General features: G+C 68.8%; 19 protein-coding genes and 1 tRNA gene. 10 read left to right on the top strand and 10 right to left on the bottom strand.

Annotated features, from left to right (window positions below):
- The first annotated feature begins 5 nt into the window (after positions 1–5).
- The 4 genes from ACY48E_RS02370 to ACY48E_RS02355 all read left to right on the top strand — a co-directional run bounded on the left by ACY48E_RS02370 (position 6) and on the right by ACY48E_RS02355 (position 2,650).
- Complete coding sequence (locus ACY48E_RS02370) at positions 6–848, top strand: DUF3105 domain-containing protein (protein WP_462870452.1); 843 nt, start codon at positions 6–8, stop codon at positions 846–848.
- Positions 845–1,573, top strand: a complete 729-nt coding sequence (locus tag ACY48E_RS02365) for a DUF305 domain-containing protein (protein WP_462870451.1) — start codon at positions 845–847, stop codon at positions 1,571–1,573. The genes ACY48E_RS02370 and ACY48E_RS02365 overlap by 4 nt, the downstream gene beginning before the upstream one ends.
- 58 nt (positions 1,574–1,631) lie before the next feature.
- A tRNA-Arg gene (locus ACY48E_RS02360) sits at positions 1,632–1,704 on the top strand.
- 244 nt (positions 1,705–1,948) lie between these two features.
- Positions 1,949–2,650, top strand: a complete 702-nt coding sequence (locus ACY48E_RS02355) for a methyltransferase domain-containing protein (protein WP_462870450.1) — start codon at positions 1,949–1,951, stop codon at positions 2,648–2,650.
- On the opposite strand, the gene ACY48E_RS02350 is transcribed toward ACY48E_RS02355, so the two are convergent.
- Positions 2,637–4,046: a hypothetical protein gene (locus ACY48E_RS02350; RefSeq protein ID WP_462870449.1), complete on the bottom strand. Its 1,410-nt coding sequence runs from the start codon at positions 4,044–4,046 to the stop codon at positions 2,637–2,639. The genes ACY48E_RS02355 and ACY48E_RS02350 overlap by 14 nt on opposite strands.
- Positions 4,047–4,112: 66 nt before the next feature.
- Here ACY48E_RS02350 and ACY48E_RS02345 point away from each other — a divergent pair, with 66 nt between their 5' ends.
- Genes ACY48E_RS02345 through ACY48E_RS02335 form a run of 3 tightly spaced genes read left to right on the top strand, consistent with a single transcriptional unit; the run spans position 4,113 to position 6,567 of the window.
- Positions 4,113–5,174 (top strand): NAD-dependent epimerase/dehydratase family protein, encoded by a 1,062-nt coding sequence (locus ACY48E_RS02345; RefSeq protein ID WP_462870448.1) that lies wholly within the window; start codon positions 4,113–4,115, stop codon positions 5,172–5,174.
- Positions 5,175–5,206: 32 nt separating this feature from the next.
- On the top strand, positions 5,207–5,860 hold the full coding sequence (locus ACY48E_RS02340) for a glycosyltransferase family 2 protein (protein ID WP_462870447.1): 654 nt from the start codon (positions 5,207–5,209) through the stop codon (positions 5,858–5,860).
- Positions 5,857–6,567 (top strand): TIGR04282 family arsenosugar biosynthesis glycosyltransferase, encoded by a 711-nt coding sequence (locus ACY48E_RS02335; RefSeq protein WP_462870446.1) that lies wholly within the window; start codon positions 5,857–5,859, stop codon positions 6,565–6,567. The genes ACY48E_RS02340 and ACY48E_RS02335 overlap by 4 nt, the downstream gene beginning before the upstream one ends.
- Here ACY48E_RS02335 and ACY48E_RS02330 read toward each other — a convergent pair.
- The gene (locus ACY48E_RS02330; protein ID WP_462870445.1) at positions 6,540–7,160 is read right to left on the bottom strand and encodes an alpha/beta hydrolase family protein; all 621 of its coding nucleotides are present in this window, start codon (positions 7,158–7,160) and stop codon (positions 6,540–6,542) included. The two genes, ACY48E_RS02335 and ACY48E_RS02330, sit on opposite strands and share 28 nt — an antisense overlap.
- Before the next feature lie 146 nt (positions 7,161–7,306).
- On the opposite strand from ACY48E_RS02330, the gene ACY48E_RS02325 reads away from it, so the two are divergent.
- Together ACY48E_RS02325 and ACY48E_RS02320 are read left to right on the top strand one after the other, a co-directional pair.
- Positions 7,307–8,116, top strand: a complete 810-nt coding sequence (locus ACY48E_RS02325; RefSeq protein WP_462870444.1) for a rhomboid-like protein — start codon at positions 7,307–7,309, stop codon at positions 8,114–8,116.
- Complete coding sequence (locus ACY48E_RS02320) at positions 8,113–8,784, top strand: FKBP-type peptidyl-prolyl cis-trans isomerase (RefSeq protein ID WP_462870443.1); 672 nt, start codon at positions 8,113–8,115, stop codon at positions 8,782–8,784. Before ACY48E_RS02325 ends, ACY48E_RS02320 begins: the two co-directional genes overlap by 4 nt.
- Before the next feature lie 38 nt (positions 8,785–8,822).
- On the opposite strand, the gene ACY48E_RS02315 is transcribed toward ACY48E_RS02320, so the two are convergent.
- Positions 8,823–9,578, bottom strand: a complete 756-nt coding sequence (locus tag ACY48E_RS02315; protein WP_462870442.1) for a hypothetical protein — start codon at positions 9,576–9,578, stop codon at positions 8,823–8,825.
- Positions 9,579–9,812: 234 nt separating this feature from the next.
- Here ACY48E_RS02315 and ACY48E_RS02310 point away from each other — a divergent pair, with 234 nt between their 5' ends.
- On the top strand, positions 9,813–10,343 hold the full coding sequence (locus tag ACY48E_RS02310; RefSeq protein WP_462870504.1) for a MarR family winged helix-turn-helix transcriptional regulator: 531 nt from the start codon (positions 9,813–9,815) through the stop codon (positions 10,341–10,343).
- A gap of 18 nt (positions 10,344–10,361) precedes the next feature.
- On the opposite strand, the gene ACY48E_RS02305 is transcribed toward ACY48E_RS02310, so the two are convergent.
- Genes ACY48E_RS02305 through ACY48E_RS02275 form a run of 7 tightly spaced genes read right to left on the bottom strand, consistent with a single transcriptional unit; the run spans position 10,362 to position 16,788 of the window.
- Complete coding sequence (locus ACY48E_RS02305; RefSeq protein ID WP_462870441.1) at positions 10,362–11,138, bottom strand: enoyl-CoA hydratase; 777 nt, start codon at positions 11,136–11,138, stop codon at positions 10,362–10,364.
- 9 nt (positions 11,139–11,147) lie between these two features.
- Positions 11,148–12,035 (bottom strand): 3-hydroxyisobutyrate dehydrogenase, encoded by an 888-nt coding sequence (gene mmsB, locus ACY48E_RS02300; RefSeq protein ID WP_462870440.1) that lies wholly within the window; start codon positions 12,033–12,035, stop codon positions 11,148–11,150.
- A complete protein-coding gene (locus ACY48E_RS02295; RefSeq protein ID WP_462870439.1) occupies positions 12,032–13,135 on the bottom strand; it encodes an enoyl-CoA hydratase/isomerase family protein in 1,104 nt (367 codons plus the stop codon). The genes mmsB and ACY48E_RS02295 overlap by 4 nt, the downstream gene beginning before the upstream one ends.
- Positions 13,132–14,271 carry an acyl-CoA dehydrogenase family protein gene (locus ACY48E_RS02290; protein ID WP_462870503.1) on the bottom strand — a complete coding sequence of 380 codons (1,140 nt, stop codon included), beginning with the start codon at positions 14,269–14,271 and terminating at the stop codon, positions 13,132–13,134. The genes ACY48E_RS02295 and ACY48E_RS02290 overlap by 4 nt, the downstream gene beginning before the upstream one ends.
- A gap of 17 nt (positions 14,272–14,288) precedes the next feature.
- Complete coding sequence (locus ACY48E_RS02285) at positions 14,289–15,797, bottom strand: CoA-acylating methylmalonate-semialdehyde dehydrogenase (protein WP_462870438.1); 1,509 nt, start codon at positions 15,795–15,797, stop codon at positions 14,289–14,291.
- Positions 15,798–15,853: 56 nt separating this feature from the next.
- Complete coding sequence (locus ACY48E_RS02280) at positions 15,854–16,429, bottom strand: zeta toxin family protein (protein ID WP_462870437.1); 576 nt, start codon at positions 16,427–16,429, stop codon at positions 15,854–15,856.
- 5 nt (positions 16,430–16,434) lie between these two features.
- The gene (locus ACY48E_RS02275; RefSeq protein ID WP_462870436.1) at positions 16,435–16,788 is read right to left on the bottom strand and encodes a TA system antitoxin ParD family protein; all 354 of its coding nucleotides are present in this window, start codon (positions 16,786–16,788) and stop codon (positions 16,435–16,437) included.
- Between the last annotated feature and the right edge of the window lie 152 nt (positions 16,789–16,940).

The raw sequence follows: 16,940 nt of genomic DNA, 5'->3' as shown, positions 1-16,940 counted from the left end.
GGGCCATGAGCACCTCATCGCCCAACAAGAAGTCGGGCCGGGCGAACAAGCAGGCGAGCAAGGCGATCAAGCAGGCGGGCAAGGCGTCCTCCGCGAAGAAGCGTGGCGGGGTCCCCAGTGGCACCGGTGGCATTCGCCGCCAGGTCCCGTGGGCGATGATCGCCGCTGCCGCGCTGGTCGTGGCGCTGATCGGTGTCCTCGCGTACAGCATCGTGCCCAAGGCCCAGCAGAGAGCCGAGGTCCAACGATTCGTCCCGACGGCCGACAATCAGGACCCGTCCAAGGACATCGCCGACGTGAAGATCACGCCGTACAAGGCCGCCCTGCACGTCTCGGCGACGCAACGGGTGGCCTACGACCAGTCACCTCCCTACGGCGGCCCGCACGACCAGGTGTGGGCGAACTGCATGGGAACGGTCTACAGGAGCGCGATCCGAAGCGAGAACGCGGTCCACTCGCTCGAGCACGGCGCAGTGTGGGTGGCCTACAACCCGGATCGGCTGTCGACTGACCAGGTCGCGGCGCTGGCGAGCAAGGTCGAGGGCAAGCAGTACACCCTGATGTCGCCGTATCCCGGTCTCGACCGGCCCATCTCCCTGCAGTCCTGGGGTCACCAACTCAAGGTCGACAGCCCCGACGACGACCGTATCGACCAGTTCATCACCGCCCTGCGCCTGAACCGCTACCAGTACCCCGAGGTGGGCGCGAGCTGCTCGACGACACCCGCGACCTTCGACACCGACAACCCGCCGCCGTTCGACCCCACTCCGCCGGGTCCCGACGCGGTGCCCATGGACGGCGCCGGCCTGACGCCCGACAGCACCGAGAACACGGTCCCGGCGCCATGACCGAGACCATCGACACCGCTTCACCGGGCGGCGACACCGAGGACACCGCGGGAACGCACTCGGAGTCGAGAAGCCGAACGGCCCTGACCGTCCTGCTCGCGCTGGCACTGGTGCTGGGGTCCTTCGCCGTGGGCCACCTGGTCGGTGAGCGACGCGCCGAGAACGCCGCCGCCGCTACGCCCACGGCGGGATCGGTCGACGTCGGCTTCGCGCAGGACATGACCGTTCACCACAACCAGGCGATCGAGATGGCCACCATCGCGCTGAACGACGCCGTGGACCCTCTGGTGAAGAACCTCGCGTACGACATCTTCACCAACCAGCAGAACCAGGTCGGCCAAATGCAGGGATGGCTGGCGCTGTGGGATCAGCCCGGCCTCGGTTCGGGCGGCTACATGGGCTGGATGACCGGCGGCATGGACCACAGCGGCATGGACCACAGCGGCATGGAAATGGGCGGTTCCACAGTTGCCACGATGCCCGGGATGGCGTCGGCGCAGGACATGGCGAACCTGCGTGCCGCTCGCGGTCCGGCCGTGGACGTGCTGTTCCTGCAACTGATGCTCCGCCATCACCAGGGCGGGCTGTCGATGATGGAGTACGCGGCGAAGAACGCCTCCGTGCAGGCCGTGCGCGATCTCGCACAGACCATGGTGAACACCCAGAACGGGGAGTCGACGCTGATGACGAACATGCTCACGGAGAAGGGGGCCCGTCCTCTCTGAGAGGGTGATGGGCTAATCTGATCCCGCCCGTCACGGCACGCCGAGATCTGCTCGGCGCGCCCCCGTAGCTCAGGGGATAGAGCGTCCGCCTCCGGAGCGGAAGGCCGCAGGTTCGAATCCTGCCGGGGGCACACTGAAAACCCTGCCGGCCTCCGGCCGGTGTGGAAAACCCTGTCGGCCTCCGGCCGGTGTGGAGAACCCTGTCGGCCTCCGGCCGGTGTGGAGAACTCTGCCGGCAGGCGCACCGAACGCGTCACGGCTGTCATTTCCGATCCATCACGGGCCGTGGCCCGAATACCTCGTCGACAGTGATCTTGTGGCGTGTCGCCCGCGACGCGTCGCCACCGACGGTTCGGGAGGCGGAGTATGGGAACCGTGAACACTCTCGCGGATATCGGCACGGACACGGCCACCGACACCTTCGACTCGCTCTTTCGCATTGCATCGAGCGGTTCCGACTGCTGGATCTCCGACGCTCACGGTCAACGGTCGGCCATGCCGGTCAATCGCTGGCTGGGCGGGGAGGCTGCGTCCGACCGCGACCGCACCGGCGACCTCGCACTCCTGGTTCCCTGCGCGGGTCCCACCATCGACCTCGGCTGCGGGCCCGGTCGCCTGACGGCCACGCTGGCACACCGCGGAATCCCGGCGCTCGGGGTCGACTCGTCGGAAGCCGCGATCGAGATGACGACCGCGCGAGGTGGAAACGCTCTGCAGCGCAGCATCTTCGACGAGGACATTCCGCACGCCGGCTCGTGGCGGCATGTTCTCCTGGCTGACGGGAACGTCGGCATCGGCGGCGACCCCCTGCGGGTGCTTCGGCGGGCACGTCAACTCGTCTCCGACGACGGGTTCGTCCTCGCCGAGGTCGACCGCCCCGGAACCGGTCTCGCCGTCGAGCGTCTGCGGTGGGAGAGCGCCGACACCATCGGGTCGTGGTTCGACTGGGCACGGGTAGATCCGGCGACCCTGGCCGAGATGGCGGGCGCGGCGGATCTGACGGTGACCACCACGGTGGGCCTGAGCGGTCGCAGCTTCGTTCGTCTGGCCCCGCTGGGCGGCTCTACCAGTTGGTGAGCAGAAGGTGATTGATCGCCAACGCGACAATCGCCTGGGCTGCGAGCCAGAAGCGATGCGTCGGGCGGGGCAGGAACGCCGTGCCGACGAGCATCAAGGTGTAGAAGGGCAGCCAGATACGCTCGGTCTCGGCCTTGCTCAGGGTCGACAGATCAGCCGCGACGATCGCGACGAGCCCGCCCAGCACCAGAACGGCCGGGCCGGTCAGCGTGCGAATCCGGGGCCACGCGAGCACCCGCGGCAGCACCGCCGGGACGGCCAGACCCAGCGCGCAGACCGCCGACGCGAGGTTCGCCCAGCCCCAGTACGCGAACGGACGGTACTGGGCTATGCCCTGCCAGTAGCGGACCTTCACCAACTCGTAGCCGTCGAACCACCAGAAGCCGAAGGCCAGGAACGCACCGGTCACGGCCAGGGCACCGACCACCGCCCCGACGATCGGGCGGATCGACCGGGCGGCCACGAGAACCAGCGCGGCGGGCACCGCCATCAGTGTCAGGCCGTAGCTCAGGAACAACCCGAAACCGAGCAGTACCCCGGCCGCGACGGCCGCGAGATCGGGGTATCGAACCGTGCGGGACGCCGCGACGGCGAAGGCGGCGATGCCCCACATGACCACCCCCGTGAACAGCCCGTCTGCGGACACCCCGATCCAGATCGCGGTGGGCGCGAGGACCAGGAACGGCGCCGCACGGCGCGCGAGGTCCTCGGTGGGGGCCAGGGCGCGCGCGGCCACCAGCAGCGCTGTCGCTGCCGAGGAACCGACGACGATGCAGGTGATCCCCGCCCAACCACCTCCGCCGAGGCCGATCCGGTCGAGCCAGACGAACACCAGCAGCGCTCCCGGGGGGTGCCCGGAGACGTGGGTGGTCCACGAGCCGATCTGCCCGTCGACGATGAAGTCGGTGAACGTGCGCAGCGTCGCGGGGATGTCGGTGACACGCGGGACCTCGTAGAGGTACTCGTCCTTCTCGGCGAGGATCTTCTCCACCCCTCGGTACCAGCCGTCGATCAGCGCCAGCGACAGGATCCACGCGAAGGACGCCGCCCACGCCACGGCAAGGAGTCGGCGCCAGGGCAGTCGCTGCGCGAGCACCGGCCCGTACAGCACCACGGCGGCCGCCATCAGGATCGCGAGCGGCGTCCCGATTCCGATGTGCGGCATCCAGCGCGCCAACAGTGGTGCGGTGGAGGCGAAGTCGCGGTAGGTGCTGTCACCGGGCGTGACCAGCGGTGTCACGGTGGCGGTGCGATCGTCCGCCACCACCCTTGCCCACACCACCGCGGCGGCAACCAGAGCGATCGCGATGGCCGCGCCGATCAGGTCCCGGCGACGGGGCAGGGCCCAGCCGGGGTCACGCGCGGGCGCGCGCTTCTCGGTCGTGTCGCTCGACATGGCCGCCTCGCCTTCAGTGGAACTGCACTCGTGAAGAATGTACTCACGTCCGACGAAAGAATGATCATGCGCGTACTCCTGACCGGCGCCGCCGGTTTCATCGGTGGACACATCGCCGCCGCCCTCACCGCCGACGGGCACGACGTGGTCGCCACGGATGCGTTCCTCACCAGCGCCCACGGGCCGGACCCGGAACCGGTACCGGGGATCGAGACGGTCGACGTGCGCGAGCCGGACGCGGTGCGGGAGGTGATGGCGGGCGTGGATGTGGTGTGCCACCAGGCCGCGGTGGTCGGGGCCGGAGTGAGCGTCGCCGACGCACCCGCGTACGCCTCGCACAACGACTTCGGTACCGCCGCGCTGCTCGCGGCAATGGCGGGCGGTGGGTGCGACCGGCTGGTGCTCGCCTCATCGATGGTGGTCTACGGCGAGGGTCACTATCGGTGCCCTTCGCACGGATCGGTGCGCCCGCTCCCCCGTCGCCGCGCCGACCTCGAAGCCGGGATGTTCGACAACCGCTGCCCCATCGGCGACGAGCCGCTCGAGTGGTCGGTGGTTCAGGAGAACGCTCCGCTCGAACCGCGCAGCCTCTACGCGGCGAGCAAGACCGCGCAGGAGCACTACGCCCTCGCGTACTCCCTGGCCACCGGCGCGTCGGTCACGGCGCTGCGCTACCACAACGTCTACGGCGACCACATGCCCCGCGACACGCCGTATTCCGGTGTGGCAGCGATGTTCCGGTCCTCACTCGAATCCGGGCAGCCGCCGCGGGTCTTCGAGGACGGCGAGCAGATGCGCGACTTCGTGGATGTGCGAGACGTGGCGGCGGCCAACCTCGCCGCGGTCACCATCCCTCTGCCCGGCTTCACCGCGCTGAACGTGTGCTCGGGACAACCGATCTCGATCGGGGACGTCGCCCGCATGCTCACCGACGAACACGGCGGTGGGCTCGACCCGGTCGTGACCGGACAGTTCCGGCCGGGCGATGTTCGGCACATCGTCGCCAGTGGAGACCGCGCCGAGCAGCTCCTCGGGTTCCGCGCCGCGGTGTCCCCCGAGGATGGCCTGGCCCGCTTCTCGCGGGCGCCGCTGCGCGCCGCCGTCTCGGCCGGGGCGCCGACGGTATGAGCACACAGGGTCGGAATACCACGGGGCAGGGCGTGCAGGGGCAGGGTGTCACCGTGGTGATCCCGTGCCTGAACGAGGCGGGGTCGCTGCCGGGCGTGCTCGCCGCGATACCCGACGGGTACACCGCGCTGGTGGTCGACAACGGCTCCACCGACGGCACCGCCGACGTCGCCCGCGCGCACGGGGCGAAGGTGGTGCACGAGAGCGTGCCCGGCTACGGCTCGGCCGTGCACGCCGGGGTGGTCGCCGCCGACACCGACGTGGTGTGTGTGCTCGACGGCGACGGGTCGATGAACCCGGCCGACCTGCCGTCGATGGTCGCGGCGCTCGCCGATGCCGAGTTGGTGGTGGGACGGCGTCGACCCGTCGCACGTGCCGGGTGGCCGTGGCACGCACGGGCCGGCAACTCGGTGATGGCGGCGCTGCTGCGGCGCAGGGTCGGGATCGACGTGCACGACATCGGTCCGGTCCGCGCATGCCGCCGCCAGGATCTGCTGGACCTCGGTGTGACCGACCGCCGCTCGGGTTACCCGCTCGAACTGCTGGTGCGTGCGGCGCGGGCGAGGTGGCGGGTGGTCGAGCGCGACATCACCTACTCCCCGCGCACGGCCGGACGATCGAAGGTCTCGGGCTCGGTGCGCGGCAGCGCGCAGGCGATCGTCGACTTCTGGAAGGCCCTGCCATGAGCCACGAAGCCCCCGACGCACTCGATGCCAACCCGGTGACCGTGCTGGTGGTGGCCAAGGCCCCGGTGCCCGGGCTGGCCAAGACCCGCCTGATGGCCGCGATGAGTGCGGCCGACGCCGCATCGATCGCCGCGGGCGCGCTGCTGGACACCCTGCGCACCGTGGCCGACACCCCCGCCGCGCATCGAGTGGTGGCGCTGACCGGAGACCTCGACCGCGCCGCGCGCAGCGCCGAGGTGCGCGCGGCGCTCGAGGGGTTCCTCGTGATCGCCCAGCGCGGCGACAGCTTCGGGCAGCGGCTGGTCAACGCTCATCACGACGCCTACACGGGGGGCCCCATCGTGCAGATCGGGATGGACACCCCGCAGGTGCGCACCGATCAGCTCCTCGCCGTGGCCGACGGGCTGGCCGACGCGGACTGCGTGCTCGGGCCCGCAGTCGACGGCGGGTGGTGGGTTCTCGGGGTTCGAACGCCGGAGGCGGTGGTTCCCGTCGGGCCGGTCCCGATGTCGACCGCCGATACCGGCGCAGCGACGGCCGCTGCGCTCGAGGCGGCCGGTCACCGCGTCACCCTCACCGACACCCTGCTCGACGCGGACGAACTCGGCGACCTCGCCGCGGTCGCCGCCGCATGTGCGCCGGGCTCGCAGTTCCGCGCAGCCGTGCACCGCGTGGTCGGTCAGCCAGCGGCGGATCCGAGCAGGTAGGCCACCACCGCGGCGGCGGCGCGCTCGGCCGTGGGTCGGGTGGTCGGTGACAACCCGTGTCCGGCCTTGTCGATGGTCTCGATGTGGGCGGGCGCTCCGAGACTCGCCGCGGCCCGGACCAACTCGTCGGCGGAGGAGAACGTGTCCGAGCTGCCGCGCACGAAGACTGTCGGAACCTGCACATTCGGGAAGTGTTCGGTGCGCAGTCGCTCGGGTTTGCCCGGCGGGTGCAGCGGATAGGACAGCAGGAGCAACCCGTCGACCAGGCCGGGGTTCTCGGCCACCACCATCGACATCTGTCGGCCGCCGTAGGACTGTCCACCGACGATCAGCGGCCGGACCCCCTCGGCCGCCAGCCGCGCGATGTCGGCCATCAGTGCCTCGCGGTCGGCGGCGGCGCCGGACGGGCTCGGCGGCCCCTTCGGTCGGCGGCGGCGGAACGCCAGATCGACGCGCGCCACGAGCAGACCGTGCCCGACGAGCGCGTCGGCGACCGTGGTGAGGATCGGCGAGTCACGGTCACCGCCGGCGCCGTGCGTGAGCAGCACCGCGGCGCGGGGGTCGCCATCAGGGCGTTCGAGTGTCAGCTCCACGGAGGCCGACGCTACTCGGACATTCACACCCGCCTCCGGCGGCATTCGGACATTCACACCCGCCTCCGGCGGCATTCGGGAATGGACGCCGGCTCGGGACGGTTGATGGTGGAAGTTATCTCCGGTAGCGAAGGGTAGGGATGGCCATGACAGCGCTCGTCGACCGCCCTGCCCTCACCGCACCCACCCGAATTCGCCGCGTCGCGCGTGGTGTGTGGAATCTGCGCGTCACGATCATCTACGCCACGGCCGTCCTGGCCGCGTCGATCGCCCTGTCGCAACTGAGCGACTCGATGCAGGATCGGGTGCTGCTGCGCGCCAGCACCAACCTGCACAACCTGCTGCACGGTCACCTCGGAACGCTGGCAGCCAGTGCCTTCCTCACCGACGGCGGCTCCGTGTGGGTGTGGCTGCCCGGTCTGGTGTGCCTGCTGGCCGTCGGCGAGATCCTCTGGCGCAGCCGCACTCTCTTCGCCCTGTTCGCCGTCGGCCACGTCGGCGCCACGCTGCTCGTCGCCGTCGGGCTGTATGTCGCGGTGCGTCACGGCGCGGTACCGATGAGTGTGGTGCGGGCCGAGGATGTGGGCGTGAGCTACGGCGTCGCGGCGGTGGTGGGAGCGCTCACCTGGTCGCTTCCGGGGCCCTGGCGTGCCACCTGGATCGGGATGTGGTCGGCTGTCTCCGTGGTCGCCCTGGCGGTGGCGCACGATTTCACCTCGGTCGGTCACCTGGTCGCGCTCGTACTCGGCGCCCTGGTCGGCCGAGTGGCGGTGACCCCGACGACCGAGCGCCCACGGAACGTGGTGGCGTTGCGGGTGCTTCTCGCCATCGGAACGGTGTTCGCCCTCGCCGAGATCGGCTGGAACGAGAACTGGTGGACGGTGCCACTCGTGGCCGCGTCCGCCGGGTACCTCGCCCACCGAGTCACGCGAGGATCTGTAGCGTCTATTTCATGAGTGACAACACCGTTCCCGCCCGTTCAGTTCGCCGACGCTCCGCAGTAGCGGTCTGTGGTGCAGCCGCGCTGCTCACGCTCACCGCGTGCGGCTCGGACTCCGCACCCGCAGCATCGACACCGGCGGCGCCGACACCGACGGCGTCGTCCCCGACGTCCGCACAGCAGTCGACCGGCACTGTCACCGCCGCTCCCGCGGTGGGTGCGGGAACATGCCCGAACACCCCGCCCGCACCCAACGCCGCACCCGCCTGGCAGTACCAGGGCAAGCAGGGCAGCATCTCCGTGGTCGGGCCGACGGCCACCACGGCGCCGAAGGTGACCGTCACCGCGCCATTCTCCGTCGACGACACCGAGACCGAGACCCTCACCGAGGGCAACGGACCCGAAGTGTCGGACACCGCCACCGTCCTCGTCTGCTACGAGGGCGTGAACGGGCGCGACGGATCGGTGTTCGACAGCGCGTACCAGCGCGCTCTCCCTGTGCGTTTCCCGCTTGCCAATGTCGTCCCCGGATTCCAGAAGGCCATCGCAGGCGAGAAGGTGGGCTCCACGGTTGCGGTCGCGGTGGCCCCCGCCGACGGGTACCCGCAGGGTCAGCCGGCCGCCGGGATCCAGGGCACCGACACGCTCGTGTTCACCCTGACGATCCTCGACGCCACCGCCTGACGCGCTACCTGGCCCGGCCGCTCACGTGGCCCGACCGGTCACCTGGTCTGACTGACGCCGATGGTCGGGAAGAAGTCGCACGTCTGCCCGTCGTGGGTGACCCTGCCGAAGATCGCCGCGAGTACGGTTCCGGAACCGGTGTTCACCGGAGCCAACCGCAGTCCGGCGCTGGGGATGGCGTTGATCAGCGGCGTCAGGGCCGCCGTGGCGGCGGGCTTGAGTGCGTCGGGGACGGCGGCCAAGAGCGCTGCCAGCACGGTCTCACCGAAGCCGCCCATGTCGGTGATCCCGCCCTGGAAGGTGTTGACGTTGAACCACGCCACCCGCATACCGGTCTTCGTTCCCGAATCGTTGATCACTCCGGCGGGGGCGAAGGCGAACAGCGTCTGCCCCTTCTCGACCACGTTGGTGTTGAGGCCGGTGATCGCCGACAGGGCGCCCAGCGGGATGCCGTAGGGACCACCGACGGAGCCGGCGATGGCCGGCACCACACCCAGCGGCACCCCGGGCACCGCGGAGCAGTTCAGCGCGGCAGTCGGATACAGGAAGGGCGCCAGACCCAGGCTGCGCAGGGCGGCATTGGCGGTGTCGAGCAGAGCGAGCAGGTCCGCGGGTCCGGCGACGGTGGTGGACGCGTTCTCGATGATCGCTCGGGCAGCGTCGGCCACGGAGGTCGACGGTGCCGGGGCCGCGGGTGGCTCAGCAGTTGCGACGGCGGGGCCGGCCAGCGTCGTGCACGCCAGGACGACCGCGCAGGCGGCGGCGGCTCGGGCCACGGGGCGTGATGATTTCATGCTGCGTTCTCCTGACAACGACGACGCAAGTAGTGGCATATCCCAACAATTCATCATGCGATGGGTGAGTGCCCACAGATTCCATCACGCGAGTCGACGTTGAGTGCCACTCGTGACAAGACTGATACCAAAGTAACTCGAGTGACTATTAGTGCTGATGGTGCCTTATCGCCTGCCGATGCCGTGCCATGTCGCACAGACACTCCACCGTCGGACCATGGGATGATCGACTACATGCCGTCCTTGCCGAAGCTCCCCCTCGACCCCATCGAGGAGGCGCATCGCCAGTGGAAGAAACACGGCTGGGCCGACGCGGCCGACGGCATGGCTGCCGTCACCTCGATCGTGCGCGTGCAGCAGATCATGATGTCGCGGGTCGAGGAGGTTCTTCGCCCCACCGGACTCACCTTCGCGCGCTACGAGCTGTTGACCCTGCTGACCTTCACCAGCAGCGGCACCATCCCGATGGCCAAGGCCAGCGCGCGGCTCCAGGTTCACCCGACCAGCGTGACCAACGCAGTTGACCGGCTCGAGGCAGCGGAGTTGGTGCGCCGCATGCCGCACCCCACCGATCGGCGAACCACGCTCGTCGCCATCACCGACGCCGGTCGATCGCTCGTGGCCAGTGCCAGCGCCGCCCTCAACGAGAAGGTGTTCTCCGAGCCCGGCGTCGAGGACGACGACCTCGGCACCCTCATCCGCATCCTGGCGCGCATCCGACGCAGCGCCGGCGACTTCGAGGACGACGCCGACACTGCGTGGTGACTGTCCGCCCGGCCTTGCTCAGCGGTGCTGGAAGGTGGGTTGGCGCTTCTCGGTGAAGGCCGCCATACCTTCCTTCTGGTCCTCGGTGGCGAACGTGGAGTGGAAGACACGACGCTCGAATCGCACGCCCTCGGTCAGCGTCGACTCGAAGGCGCGGTTCACCGCTTCCTTGGCCATGCGGGCGATCGGACGCGACTTCTCGGCAATGCTGGCCGCCGTGGCCAGGGCGGTCTCGAGCAGCTCCGCGGCCGGCACGATCTGCGAGACCAGGCCCGCCCGCTCCGCTTCCTCGGCCCCCATCTTGCGACCGGTCAAGCACATGTCCATCGCCTTCGACTTACCCACGGCGCGGGTCAGGCGCTGCGAGCCGCCGATGCCGGGGATCACGCCCAGTGCGATCTCCGGTTGACCGAACTGCGCGGTGTCGGCAGCGATGATGATGTCGCAGATCATCGCGAGCTCACAACCGCCGCCGAGGGCGAACCCGGCCACCGCGGCGATGACGGGGATTCGCACCGCGACGAGCTTGTCCCACTCGGCGAAGAAGTCCTGCTCGTACATCTCCATGTACGTCTTGGTCGACATCTCCTTGATGTCGGCCCCGGCGGCGAACGCCCGCTCGGATCCGGTGATCACGATCGCGCCGATGCCGGTGTCGGCATCGAACGCCTGCGCGGCGGCGACCACCTCGTTCATCAGTTGCGAGTTCAGGGCGTTGAGCGCCTTCGGACGATTGAGGGTGATCAGACCGACGCGACCGCGGGTCTCGACCAGGATGGTCTCGTACGTGCTCATGAAGTTTCCCTACTCGTCTCGGTTCGAACGTTCGCGGATGTCGGTGACGATGGCGGAGAAGTCCCGCCCGCCCGACTCCTGCGCGAACTTACGGTAGATCTGCGAGGCGAGAAGACCCAACTCGCCGTCGACGCCGTTGTCCCGCAACGCGTTCTCCGCGAGGCCGAGGTCCTTCGACATCAGGGCGACGGCGAAGCCGGGCTGATAGTCGTTGTTGGCGGGCGAGGTGGGCACCGGGCCGGGCACCGGGCAGTTGGACGTCAGGGCCCAGCACTGCCCGGATGCGTTGGAGGCCACGTCGAACAGCGCCTGGTTGGTCAGCCCCAGCTTCTCCCCCAGCACGAACGCCTCGCTGATCGCGATCATCGACACGCCCAGGATCATGTTGTTGCAGATCTTCGCGGCCTGCCCGTTGCCGGACGCACCGCAGTGCACCACCTTGCGGCCCATGATCTCGAGAAGTGGTGAGGCAGCGGCGAAGTCCTCGTCGGTCCCGCCGACCATGAAGGCAAGGGTTCCCGCGGCGGCACCGGCGACTCCGCCGGAGACCGGGGCGTCGATGTTGCGGTGACCGGCGCTCACGGCGGCGGCGTTGGCTGCCCGCGCGTCGGCGACGTCGATGGTCGAGGAGTCGATGAACAGGGTTCCCGGCGTTGCGGCGGAGAGGATCTCGTCGTAGAGGCCGAGCACCAGCTTGCCGTTGGGCAGCATCGTGATGACCACCTCGGCCCCGGATGCGGCGGCAGCGGCGGAGTCGACCACGCGAACACCGTTCGCGGCCGCCTGTTCGAGGGCAGCCGGCACCAGGTCGAAACCCTGCACGTCATGCCCGGCCTCGGCCAGGTTCGCGGCCATCGGTCCACCCATGTGGCCGAGACCGATGAATCCGACGATCATCGATGTCCTTTCGTTGCTGCGGGGGCGGTGAGGCCGAGTTCGGCATCACCGAGTGGTGCGAAGAATCGATCGACGTCCTCGGCGCGAACCTCGGCGAGGGTGGCCGGAGTCCACGTCGGATTGCGATCCTTGTCGATCACCTGAGCGCGAATACCCTCCGCAAGATCGGGAGAGTCCAAGCACGCCAGAGAAATTCGGTACTCGGCGTTGAGCGCCTCCTCGAGGGACCCCATCGCCGCCGCCTCGCGGATCGCACGAACGGTGACGGCCACCGAGATGGGCGACTTCGACTCGATGGCATCGGCGGCGGCCTGCGCCTGCTCACCGCCACTGCGGAGCCGGGCGACGATATCGACAGCGTCGTCGCCGCGGTAGGCCTCGTCGATCCAGGGACGCTCGGCCAGCAGTGGCGATGGCGGGGGTTGCTGGGCGAACTGTTCGATCGCCTCGTCCAGAGTGCTCTGCGCAACGGCCTTCTCGAACTGCGGCAACGTTTCCGACGGCACGAAGTGATCGGCGAAACCGGCAGCGATCGCATCGGCGGCGTTCATGCGCGCGGTGGTCAGTGCCACGTGCAGTCCCAACTCGCCGGGAGCGTCCGCGAGCAGCTTGGTGCCGCCCACGTCGGGTACGAAGCCGATACCCACCTCGGGCATCCCGATCTTCGAGCGTTCGGTGACGATGCGCACCGAACCGTGCGCCGACAGACCGACCCCACCACCCATGACGATGCCGTCCATGATGGCCACGTACGGCTTGGTGTACCGCCCGATGCGGGCGTTGAGCACGTACTCGTCGCGCCAGAAGTCGGCGCTGGGGCTCGCCGCGGCGGCTCCACCCGACGCCGCGTCGCGGTGGATGGCGACGATGTCGCCGCCCGCACACAGTCCGCGATCGCCGGCACCCTTGATGAGCACCACTCGCACGGCCGGGTCGTTCTCCCACTGCACCAGCATCGAATCGATGGCCCGCGCCATCGCGTGATCGAGAGCGTTGATGGCCCGGGGCCGGTTGAGCGTGATGGTGCCGACCCCGCCGGCAACCTCGAACAGGACATCTGCCTGTGGCATCGTGTCGGGGGGCAACGTGGCCTCGCTCATGCCGCGCCGACCACCGACCGACCGATGACGATACGCATGATCTCGTTGGTTCCTTCCAGGATCTGGTGTACGCGAAGATCGCGCACGATCTTCTCCAGACCGTACTCACTGAGGTATCCGTACCCGCCGAGCATCTGCAGCGAGTCGTTGGCGACGTCGAAGCAGGCGTCGGTGACGAACTTCTTCGCCATCGCGCACAGCTCCACCTTGTCCGACGAGTCCGCTGCCAACGCATGCGCGGCACGCAGCAACATCATTCGCGACGCCTCGAGATCGGTCCGCATGTCCGCGAGCCGGAACTGCAGGGCCTGCGAATCGAGCAGTCGTCCGCCGAATGCCTTGCGGTCGGCCAGATACGCCACCGCGGTGTCGAAGGCCTTCTGCGCGCCGCCGAGCGAGCAGGCGGCGATGTTGATGCGCCCGCCGTTGAGACCGCTCATCGCGATGCGGAACCCGTTGCCCTCGCCGCCGAGCAGATTCTCCGCGGGCACCCTCGCACCCTCGAAGATGAGCTGGCGGGTGGGCTGGGCGTTCCAGCCCATCTTCTTCTCGTTGGCGCCGAAGGAGAAGCCCTCGGTGTCCTTGGGCACGATGAACGCGGAGATACCGCGCGCACCGTCACCGCCGGTGCGGGCCATCACCACGTACACGTCCGACGTCCCGGCGCCGGAGATGAACTGCTTGACTCCGGTGAGCACGTAGTGGTCGCCGTCGCGAACGGCCTTGGTGGACAACGACGCAGCGTCCGAGCCGGCACCCGGCTCGGTGAGGGCGTAGCTGCCCAGGTGTTCCATCGACGCCAGCGGCGGCACCCAGCGCTGCCGCTGCTCCAGCGAACCGAAGGTGTCGATCATCCAGGCCGTCATGTTGTGGATGGAGATGTACGCCGCCACCGACGGGCATCCGGTGGCGAGCTGCTCGAAGATGCGCACGGCATCGACACGGGAGAGCCCCGAGCCGCCGACGTCCTCGCCGATGTAGATACCGCCCATTCCGATCTCGGCCGCCTTGCGCAGCACGTCGACCGGGAAGTGCTTGGTCTGATCCCACTCGACGGCGTGCGGAGCGAGGAACTCGTCCGCGAACTCACGCGCGGTGTCGGAGATCGCCCGGTCGTCCCCCGACAACTCGAAGATGTTGTCCGTCATGATCATCAATCCATCGTCGGGATCACGAAGTGGTTCTCGGCGGCTGCTTCCTTGCGACCCGACGGCCACCGCGAGGTCACCGTCTTGGTCTTGGTGTAGAAGCGGATCGAGTCGGGGCCGTGCTGGTTGAGGTCGCCGAATCCGGATCGCTTCCAGCCACCGAAGGTGTGGTAGGCGATCGGCACCGGGATGGGCACGTTCACGCCCACCATGCCCACCTGCACGCGCTGGCAGAAGTCACGGGCGGTGTCGCCGTCGCGGGTGAAGATGGCCACGCCGTTGCCGTACTCGTGCTCGGTGGGCAGACGCAGCGCATCCTCGTAGTCCTTCGCGCGCACGATCTCGAGGACGGGTCCGAAGATCTCCTCCTTGTATATGCGCATGTCGGTGGTGACCTTGTCGAACAGAGTCGGCCCGGCGAAGAAGCCGTTCTCGTGGCCCTCGAGGGTGAAGCCGCGACCATCGACCACCAGGTCGGCACCCTCCTCGACACCGATGCCGATGTAGTCGTTGATGCGATCGAGCGCGGCCTGCGTGACCACGGGGCCGTAGTCGGCGCTCTCGTCGTCGCTGGTGCTGACCTTGAGCTTGCCGACACGCTCGACGAGCTTGGCGCGCAACGCCTCCGCGGTCTCCTCGCCGACGGGAACCGCGACGGAGATGGCCATGCAGCGCTCACCGGCGGAGCCGTATCCGGCGCCGATGAGGGCGTCGGCCACCGCGTCGAGGTCGGCGTCGGGCATGACGATGGCGTGGTTCTTCGCCCCGCCGAAGCACTGGGCGCGCTTGCCGTGCGCGGCGGCCGTCTCGTAGATGTACTGGGCGATGGGAGTGGAGCCCACGAAGCCGACGGCCTTGATGCGCTCGTCGGTGAGCAGGGTGTCCACGGCGAGCTTGTCGCCGTTGATCACGTTGAACACACCGGGAGGGCCACCGGCCTCGAGGAAGAGCTCGGCCAGGCGCAGCGGCACCGACGGGTCACGCTCGGACGGCTTGAGCACGAAGGCGTTGCCGCACGCGATGGCCGGGGCGGCCTTCCACAGCGGGATCATGGCGGGGAAGTTGAAGGGCGTGATGCCGGCGACCACGCCGAGGGGCTGACGCATGGAGTACACGTCGATGCCGCCGCCCGCGCTCTCGGTGTACTCACCCTTGAGCAGGTGCGGGATGCCGATGGCGAACTCCACCACCTCGAGGCCGCGCTGGATGTCGCCCTTGGCGTCGGCAATGGTCTTGCCGTGCTCGGAGGAGAGCAGCCGAGCGAGGGAGTCCATCTCCTCGTTGATCAGGTTCAGGAACTTCATGAGCACGCGGGCGCGCTTCTGCGGGTTCTGCAGCGCCCACTCGCGTTGCGCGACGACGGCGTCGGCGATCGCGGCCTCGACCTCGGACTTGTCGGCCAGCGGCACCCGCGCCTGCACGGCGCCGGTGTTCGGATCGAAGACATCGGCGAAGTTGCCCGAGGCTCCGGGGATGCTCTTGCCGCCGACGAAATGGGTGAGTTCACGTGTCATGCGGTTATCCTATAGTCGGACGTCCATGTAAGTCCAGAAGGGTGTCCCCGGCAACCTCACGCCATCAACGAACCGGGGGTCCACGTCGGCCAGCGCGGTGCGCCCACCAGCCTCCCGCGCTCGAACCGAGCCACTACGCGAAACGCATCGCGCGCGGTCGAGTTGTCGTACACCACCGCATGGTCGACCAGTCCGATGGCCTCGCGGACCAGCGGCCACAATCGCTCGTAGCGCTCGCGGACCTTGATCTCCGGCACTGGATGACCACCCACCTCGACCCGGTTGACCACCCTGGCCACAGACAGTTCCACGGGAACGACGGTCACATGAAGGCTGACCAGGTACCCCGCGGCGATGGCGTCGCGAACCAGGACGAGCTTCGACGGATGGGAGAACACGGTCTCCGCGACGAAGGACTGCCTGTCCGCGATGTAGCGAGCTCGCCGATCCGCAGCCAGCGTCGACGCCTCGTAGGCGTGCGCTTCGGTGTCGCCCGGCCACTGTCGAGCAGCGATCAGATCCGCGTTGACGAACGGCAGGAGCAAAATTGGGCCCAGGACACGGTCGAACAGGGTGGACTTCCCAGACCCGTTCGGACCGACGAGAAGATGGAGGACAGCGTCGGACGCCACCGGCTCTACTCGGCGCCGCGCTCGACCACCGCGCCATCGTCACCCAGCTCGACGTACGGTCGCCCCTCGACCTCGAACTCCGCGGCCAAATCGAGCGACTCCAAACGCCGATCGAGACGCTGCGCCCACTCGGCCCTGATGAGAGCCTGTTCGCGCGCCGGCAGGTCGTCGTACCTTCGCTCACCTGCGAGTACTTCTTCGATGTCCCTCGCCGAGATCTGTCGAGACGCTTCCACCTCTCGACCGATCGCGGCCCAGTACTCGATCTGCTGGGCAGCGCTGCGCCTGGACACGGCCGCGACGAGCTTGGCCGACGCGTACAGCTCATCATCGATGCGCAGGGACGATGTCGTTCCCATTACCCACCTCCCAGGTAGATCCACCACTGTAGCAATCTGCCACGCAGCGTGTTCGCGGCGTTCATGGCCGGGACCGTGCGCGCCGGAGACGAACAACTCGTCCGACATGGGGGGTCTCGATCTCCGCCTTGCTGCCGGTGAACCCGTCGGGC

The organism is Rhodococcus sp. AZ1 (assembly GCF_054979605.1).
This window is presented reverse-complemented; position numbering and strand designations above follow the sequence as displayed.

Bases quoted from the DNA above. Each gene is read 5' to 3' on its own strand.
- ACY48E_RS02370 (WP_462870452.1), top strand. From the start codon at position 6: ATGAGCACCTCATCGCCCAACAAGAAGTCGGGCCGGGCGAACAAGCAG.
- ACY48E_RS02365 (WP_462870451.1), top strand. From the start codon at position 845: ATGACCGAGACCATCGACACCGCTTCACCGGGCGGCGACACCGAGGAC.
- ACY48E_RS02350 (WP_462870449.1), bottom strand. From the start codon at position 4,046: ATGTCGAGCGACACGACCGAGAAGCGCGCGCCCGCGCGTGACCCCGGC.
- ACY48E_RS02345 (WP_462870448.1), top strand. From the start codon at position 4,113: ATGCGCGTACTCCTGACCGGCGCCGCCGGTTTCATCGGTGGACACATC.
- ACY48E_RS02335 (WP_462870446.1), top strand. From the start codon at position 5,857: ATGAGCCACGAAGCCCCCGACGCACTCGATGCCAACCCGGTGACCGTG.
- ACY48E_RS02325 (WP_462870444.1), top strand. From the start codon at position 7,307: ATGACAGCGCTCGTCGACCGCCCTGCCCTCACCGCACCCACCCGAATT.
- ACY48E_RS02320 (WP_462870443.1), top strand. From the start codon at position 8,113: ATGAGTGACAACACCGTTCCCGCCCGTTCAGTTCGCCGACGCTCCGCA.
- ACY48E_RS02315 (WP_462870442.1), bottom strand. From the start codon at position 9,578: ATGAAATCATCACGCCCCGTGGCCCGAGCCGCCGCCGCCTGCGCGGTC.
- ACY48E_RS02310 (WP_462870504.1), top strand. From the start codon at position 9,813: ATGCCGTCCTTGCCGAAGCTCCCCCTCGACCCCATCGAGGAGGCGCAT.
- ACY48E_RS02305 (WP_462870441.1), bottom strand. From the start codon at position 11,138: ATGAGCACGTACGAGACCATCCTGGTCGAGACCCGCGGTCGCGTCGGT.
- mmsB (WP_462870440.1), bottom strand. From the start codon at position 12,035: ATGATCGTCGGATTCATCGGTCTCGGCCACATGGGTGGACCGATGGCC.
- ACY48E_RS02295 (WP_462870439.1), bottom strand. From the start codon at position 13,135: ATGAGCGAGGCCACGTTGCCCCCCGACACGATGCCACAGGCAGATGTC.
- ACY48E_RS02285 (WP_462870438.1), bottom strand. From the start codon at position 15,797: ATGACACGTGAACTCACCCATTTCGTCGGCGGCAAGAGCATCCCCGGA.
- ACY48E_RS02275 (WP_462870436.1), bottom strand. From the start codon at position 16,788: ATGGGAACGACATCGTCCCTGCGCATCGATGATGAGCTGTACGCGTCG.